Annotated in this window: 3 protein-coding genes; all 3 read left to right on the top strand. The window is 70.8% G+C overall.

The genetic code is table 11. The annotated features are described in order from the left end of the window. On the top strand, positions 1-1,521 hold a 1,521-nt coding region (locus MHW47_RS31760), incomplete at its 5' end, for an alpha-1,4-glucan--maltose-1-phosphate maltosyltransferase (protein WP_239227321.1). Continuing rightward, positions 1,518-3,224, top strand: coding sequence for a maltose alpha-D-glucosyltransferase (treS, locus tag MHW47_RS31755; RefSeq protein WP_239227320.1), 1,707 nt, complete (start codon positions 1,518-1,520; stop codon positions 3,222-3,224). The genes MHW47_RS31760 and treS, both read left to right, overlap by 4 nt. 182 nt (positions 3,225-3,406) lie before the next feature. Next, positions 3,407-4,834, top strand: coding sequence for a maltokinase (locus MHW47_RS31750; protein ID WP_239227319.1), 1,428 nt, complete (start codon positions 3,407-3,409; stop codon positions 4,832-4,834). The last annotated feature ends 175 nt before the right edge of the window (positions 4,835-5,009 follow it).

Raw genomic sequence — 5,009 nt, 5'->3', positions numbered from 1 at the left:
GGGGCGCTGGACCGCCATCCGCTGCGCGAACTGGTGACGGCCTCGCGCCCGCTTCCGCTGGTGGTGGAGCGCCGGCGGGCGCTGTACGGCTCCTGGTACGAGCTGTTCCCGCGCTCCGAGGGGGCGAGGTTCGAGCCGGTGAAGCCGCGCCGGGGGCGGGGCGCCGAGCCGCCCCGGCTGGTCGGCGGCACGTTCCGCACGGCGGCCGAGCGGCTTCCGGCGGTCGCCGCGATGGGCTTCGACGTGGTGTACCTGCCGCCGGTCCACCCCATCGGCACGACCCATCGCAAGGGCCCGAACAACTCGCTGAACCCCGGTCCGCAGGACGTGGGGGTGCCCTGGGCGATCGGTTCGGCAGCGGGCGGGCACGACGCCGTCCATCCGGACCTGGGCACGCTGGAGGACTTCGACCACTTCGTGGAGACGGCACGCACCCTGCGGATGGAGGTGGCCCTGGACTTCGCGCTCCAGTGCTCGCCGGACCATCCGTGGGTGCGGGAGCGTCCGGAGTGGTTCCGGCACCGGCCGGACGGCTCGATCGCGTACGCGGAGAATCCGCCGAAGAAATACCAGGACATCTATCCGATCGCCTTCGACAAGGACCTTCCGGGCATCGTCGCGGAGAGCGTGCGCATTCTGCGTTTCTGGATGGACCACGGGGTGCGCATCTTCCGGGTCGACAATCCGCACACCAAGCCGGTGGTCTTCTGGGAGAAGGTCATCGCGGAGATCAACGGGACCGATCCGGACGTCATTTTCCTGGCCGAGGCGTTCACCCGCCCTGCGATGATGCGTACGCTCGCGGCGATCGGTTTCCAGCAGTCGTACACATATTTCACCTGGCGCAACACGCGGCGCGAGATCACCGATTACGTGACCGAACTGGCGGGTGAGACCGCCGCGTTCATGCGGCCCAATTTCTTCGTGAACACCCCCGACATCCTTCCCGGATACCTCCAGGAGGGCGGCAGGCCCGCCTTCGAGGCACGGGCGGTGCTCGCGGCGACCCTCTCCCCCTCCTGGGGGGTGTACGCGGGGTTCGAGCTGTGCGAGAACACCCCGGTCCATGACGGCAGTGAGGAGTACCTCGACTCGGAGAAGTACGAGATCCGGCCCAGGGACTGGGAAGCCGCCGAGCGCGAGGGCCGTTCGCTCGCCCCGCTCATCACCTCGCTCAACCGGATCAGGCGCCGCAACCCGGCCCTGCAGCAGCTGCGTGACGTGCACTTCCACCCGTCGGACAACGACGCGGTCATCGTCTACAGCAAGCGTTCCGGTTCGAACATCCTTCTGGTGGTCGTCAACCTCGACCCGCACCACACCCAGGAGGCGACCGTCTCGTTGGACATGCCGCAACTCGGCCTCGACCGGCACGAGAGCGTGCCGGTGCGTGACGAGCTCACCGGCACTTCCTATCACTGGGGCAGGACGTTCTATGTGCGCCTCGAACCGGGTGTGACACCCGCGCACATCGCCGTTCTGCGACCGTCCCCGCAGACCGGAGGGTCACCCACACCATGATCGTCAATGAGCCCGTCCACGACACGTTCGAGGACACCCCGGCCAAGGACCGCGATCCCGACTGGTTCAAACGTGCCGTGTTCTACGAGGTCCTCGTCCGGTCCTTCCAGGACTCCAACGGCGACGGCATCGGAGACCTCAAGGGCCTCACCGCCAAGCTGGACTACCTGCAGTGGCTGGGCGTCGACTGCCTCTGGCTGCCACCGTTCTTCAAGTCGCCGCTGCGCGACGGCGGTTACGACGTCTCCGACTACACGGCCGTGCTGCCGGAGTTCGGCGACCTCGCCGACTTCGTGGAGTTCGTCGACGCCGCCCACCAGCGCGGCATGCGCGTGATCATCGACTTCGTCATGAATCACACCAGCGACCAGCACGAGTGGTTCCAGCAGTCCCGGACCGATCCGGACGGGCCGTACGGCGACTACTACGTCTGGGCCGACGACGACAAGCAGTTCCCGGACGCCCGGATCATCTTCGTGGACACGGAGACGTCCAACTGGACCTTCGACCCGGTGCGCAAGCAGTACTACTGGCACCGGTTCTTCTCGCACCAGCCCGACCTCAACTACGAGAACCCGGCGGTGCAGGAGGAGATCATCTCCGCGCTCCGGTTCTGGCTGGACCTGGGCATCGACGGCTTCCGGGTCGACGCCGTGCCGTACCTCTACCAGCGCGAGGGCACCAACTGCGAGAACCTGCCCGAGACCCACAACTTCCTCAAGCGGGTCCGCAAGGAGATCGACGCCAACTACCCGGACACGGTCCTGCTCGCCGAGGCCAACCAGTGGCCCGAGGACGTCGTGGACTACTTCGGGGACTACGCCGCCGGCGGCGACGAGTGCCACATGGCGTTCCACTTCCCGGTGATGCCGCGCATCTTCATGGCGGTGCGCCGCGAGAGCCGCTACCCGGTCTCGGAGATCCTGGCGAAGACACCGGCCATCCCGGACAACTGCCAGTGGGGCATCTTCCTGCGCAACCACGACGAGCTGACGCTCGAGATGGTGACGGACGAAGAACGCGACTACATGTACGCGGAGTACGCCAAGGACCCGCGGATGCGCGCCAACATCGGCATCCGCCGCCGGCTCGCCCCGCTGCTGGACAACGACCGCAACCAGATCGAGCTGTTCACCGCGCTGCTGCTGTCGCTGCCGGGCTCCCCGATCCTCTACTACGGGGACGAGATCGGGATGGGCGACAACATCTGGCTGGGCGACCGGGACGCCGTGCGCACCCCGATGCAGTGGACGCCCGACCGCAACGCGGGCTTCTCCTCCAGCGATCCGGGCCGGCTCTACCTGCCCACGATCATGGACCCGGTCTACGGCTACCAGGTCACCAACGTCGAGGCGTCGACGGCCTCGCCGTCCTCGCTGCTGCACTGGACCCGGCGGATGATCGAGATCCGCAAGCAGAACCCGGCGTTCGGCCTCGGCACCTACAGCGAACTGCCGTCGTCGAACCCGGCCGTCCTCGCCTTCACCCGTGAGCACGGGGACGACCTCGTGCTGTGCGTCCACAACTTCTCGCGGTTCGCACAGCCGACGGAGCTGGACCTCAGGTCGTTCAACGGGCGTCATCCGGTGGAGCTGACCGGTGGGGTGCGCTTCCCCGCCATCGGTCAGTGGCCCTATCTGCTGACGCTCGCGGGACACGGCTTCTACTGGTTCCGGCTGCGCAAGGACGCGCCGCCGAGCTGACGGGCCGGGGCCACCGGCGGGGCGGTTCACGCCGCCCCGCACGGGGTGCCCGCCGGCGCCCGCACGCCGAGTCCGTACGGATCATCCTGACCCGACACGTCCCGCACAGCCGGACAGCCCATGCCGCAATCCGGGACACTCTTCGCATCCTGTGGTGTGCCCTGGGGAAAGGACGCGACGCCATGTTGGAGGCACCAGACGCCTCGGCCCCGGACGCGGGCTCGCGCACAGGCTCCCAGGTCACCCTGGCGAACAGCACAGCCCTGATCCCGTCCCTCGGGCCCCTGCTCCACGACTGGCTGCCCCGGCAGCGGTGGTTCGCGGGCAAGGGGCGGCCCATCACCGCCTTCTCGCTCGTCGCGGCCACCGAGATGCTGCCGGTGGACGGCGGAGCCGGCGCCGCGCCGGGGCTGCTGCACCTGCTGGTCCGGGCCCACCAGCCCACCCTGTCCGCCCAGCCGCCCGCCGACTGCTACCAACTGCTCCTCGGGGTGCGCCCGGTACTGCCGCCGCACCTCGCGCCCGCCGCCCTCGGCCGGGTCCAGGAGGGGCCGCTGGCCGGGCTCACCGTCTACGACGGGCTGCACGACGCACGCCTCGCCGCACTGCTGCTGGAACGATTTCGCACCCCCGGCCGGCTCGGTGCCGTGCGCTTCGACCGCGGCGCCGAACCGATCCCCCGGCAGCTGCCGCCCCGGGTGCTGGACACCGAGCAGTCCAACTCCTCACTGGTGTACGGGGACGCCTACATCCTCAAGATCTTCCGCAGGGTCTTCCCCGGCACCAACCCGGACCTGGAACTCCCGCTCGTCCTGTCCCGCGAGGGCTGCGGCCGCGTCCCGGCCCCGCTCGCCTGGTTCGAGGCGGCGGTCCCGGAGCGGCTCACCCTCGGGGTGCTCCAGCCCTATCTGCGCGGCGCCCAGGACGGCTGGCAGCTCGCCCTGCGCGCCCTCGCCACCGGGCACGACTTCCTGCCCGAGGCACGCGCGCTCGGCCGCGCCACCGCCGAGGTGCACACCGCGCTCGCCGCCGCCCTGCCCACCCCGGTCCTGCGCCGCTCCCAGACCGACGAGCTGGCCGCCGCCATGGTGGAGCGGCTGGAGGCGGCCGCCCACGCGGTGCCCGACCTCGTCCCGTACGTCCCCCGGCTGCGCACCGCGTTCGACGCGGTGGCGGCCCTGGGCCACCGGGGGCGCAGCTGGGCCGCGCAGCGGGTGCACGGCGACCTCCACCTCGGCCAGACCCTGCGCGGCGCCGACGGGTTCTGGTCGCTGATCGACTTCGAGGGCGAGCCGGCCCGGCCGCTCCCGGAGCGCCGCAGCCCCCAGCCACCGGTCCGCGACGTCGCCGGCATGCTCCGGTCCTTCGACTACGCGGCCCGCACGCACCGGCCCTGGAAGCCCGAGTGGGCCGCCCGCTGCCGGGACGCCTACTGCGACGGCTACGCCGAGGCGGCGGGGACCGACCCGCGCGCCGAGCCGGAGCTGCTGCGCGCCCACGAGACCGACAAGGCGGTGTACGAGGTGCTGTACGAGGCCCGGCACCGGCCCGACTGGCTGCCGGTCCCGATGGCCGCGATCCACCGCCTGGCCGCCGGCTCCTCCGGCTGAGACCGGCCGCGCTCCCCCGCTCCCCCGATCCGCCTCCACCCCCGCCCCCCACGTTTCCGAGGAGTCAGTCTCCCGTGACCGCCCGCAAGCCGTCCCGCACCGCCAAGCCCGCGACGCCCGCCCGCACGGCCCCGGCCGACGCCGCGACGCCGCTCCCCGAGGCCCCGATCGCCGC

The organism is Streptomyces sp. OfavH-34-F, assembly GCF_022347745.1.
Taxonomy (GTDB): Bacteria; Actinomycetota; Actinomycetes; order Streptomycetales; family Streptomycetaceae; genus Streptomyces.
This window is presented reverse-complemented; position numbering and strand designations above follow the sequence as displayed.